Consider the following 1,826-nt stretch of genomic DNA (forward strand, 5'->3'; position numbering starts at 1 on the left):
AAACAGCATTTCAAATTCATAATCAATTAAGGGGATACATATTTAAAGAATATCAATTGCCTATAATTAATAATTCGAAAATAATCAAAAGTGTATTAACAAATCAAAGACATAGCAAAGCAAAATATTTAGAAAAAAAAGATGATTGTTTTATTATCTCTGGTATTGATAAATATATTGTTATAGCATATAAAGATTTAGAAATGAGGAGAAGTGATGTATAACTGTTCAACTATTAAATTGAGACAAATTTCAGATCGATATGGAAACTTAACTCCAATTGAAGGAAAAGTGGACATTCCTTTTGAAATTAAAAGAGTTTATTATATTACAAAAGTAGAAAAAGATATTACTAGGGGATACCATTCTCATAAAAAATTACACCAAGTACTAATTTGTCTCAATGGTTCAGTAAAAATTAAACTCAAAAATCCTTATAATGAAGAAGTAATCGAGTTAAATGACTCATCTGTAGGATTATATATAGGGCCATTTATATGGCGTGAAATGTTTGATTTTTCAGAGGGAAGTGTTTTATTGGTTCTGGCATCAGAACCTTATGATGAATCTGATTATATAAGGAATTATGATTTTTATTTAGAGGAAGCTAAGAAGTTATTTTAGAGGAAGTGACTGGCATGAATATCCTTTTTTCAAGATTTGAGCCCATGCATATGGAAATTGAGGAAGAATTTCTAGATAAAGTTAAAGAAGTATATAATAATAATTGGTTTATACAGGGGAAAGAACTAGGGAATTTTGAGAAGGAGTTTTCTAACTACTGCAATGCCAATTATTGCGTTGGATGTGGAAATGGATTAGATGCTTTATATTTAATCTTGAGGGGTTATGGTATAGGGGAAGGGGATGAAGTTTTAGTTCCATCCAATACTTTTATTGCAACAGCCCTTGCTGTTACATATGCAGGTGCAAAACCTATCTTTGTTGAACCAGATATCGCTACATATAATATTAATCCAGATTTAATTGAACTATCAATCACAAGTAATACAAAGGCAATTATTGTAGTTCATTTGTACGGGCACCCTGCTGCAATGGAAAAAGTAATTCAACTATCAAAAAAATACAATTTAAAAATTATTGAAGATGCTGCTCAGGCTCACGGGGCAGTATATCATGGAAAAAAGGTAGGAACTTTGGGAGACGCCGCAGCATTTAGTTTCTATCCAGGGAAAAATCTAGGAGCAATTGGTGATGGCGGAGCTATTGTAACTAATGATCCAAATCTTGCCGATAAAGTACGTGCTTTAGGTAATTATGGTTCAGATAAAAAATATCATCATATATATAAAGGTACAAACTCAAGACTTGATGAAATTCAAGCATCGTTTTTAAGGATTAAATTAAAAAACCTTGAGAAATATAATAATTATAGAAGAACTATAGCTCTACAATATATAGAGGGTATAAATAATCCTAAAATAATAATGCCATTTGAGAAGGATAATTGTACACATGTTTGGCATTTATTTGTAATTAGAACTGAATATAGAACTGAACTTCAAAACTATTTAAATAGACATGGTATTAACACTTTGATTCATTACCCGATTCCTATTCATCTTCAACTTTCCTATCAGGAATTTGGATATAGAAAAGGAAGTTTTCCTTTAGCTGAAAAAATTTCTCAAGAGGTATTAAGCTTACCTATATGGTACGGAATGAGTGAAGATGAAATATATTATGTTATAGAAACGGTAAATTCATTTTCATAAATGTTGATTACTTTAAGAAATTTAGATGAGATAAATTTGCTAATTTTCAAAGAAAATTAATAGAGTTAAGATTAAAGATTAGTCATTAAC

At 29.6% G+C, this 1,826-nt stretch carries 2 protein-coding genes and 1 pseudogene; all 3 read left to right on the top strand.

Annotation, left to right across the window (positions count from 1 at the left end):
- A pseudogene (locus tag V7164_RS25355) lies at positions 1 to 224 on the top strand (hypothetical protein); the annotation flags it as partial.
- Positions 217 to 624 carry a sugar 3,4-ketoisomerase gene (locus tag V7164_RS25360; protein WP_335355613.1) on the top strand — a complete coding sequence of 136 codons (408 nt, stop codon included), beginning with the start codon at positions 217 to 219 and terminating at the stop codon, positions 622 to 624. The pseudogene V7164_RS25355 and the gene V7164_RS25360, both read left to right, overlap by 8 nt.
- 14 nt (positions 625 to 638) lie before the next feature.
- Positions 639 to 1,736 (top strand): DegT/DnrJ/EryC1/StrS family aminotransferase, encoded by a 1,098-nt coding sequence (locus V7164_RS25365; RefSeq protein WP_335355614.1) that lies wholly within the window; start codon positions 639 to 641, stop codon positions 1,734 to 1,736.
- Positions 1,737 to 1,826 lie beyond the last annotated feature (90 nt).

Origin of the sequence: Bacillus sp. JJ1474, assembly GCF_036965225.1 — a bacterium.
In the GTDB taxonomy this organism is placed as follows: Bacteria; Bacillota; Bacilli; order Bacillales; family Cytobacillaceae; genus Cytobacillus.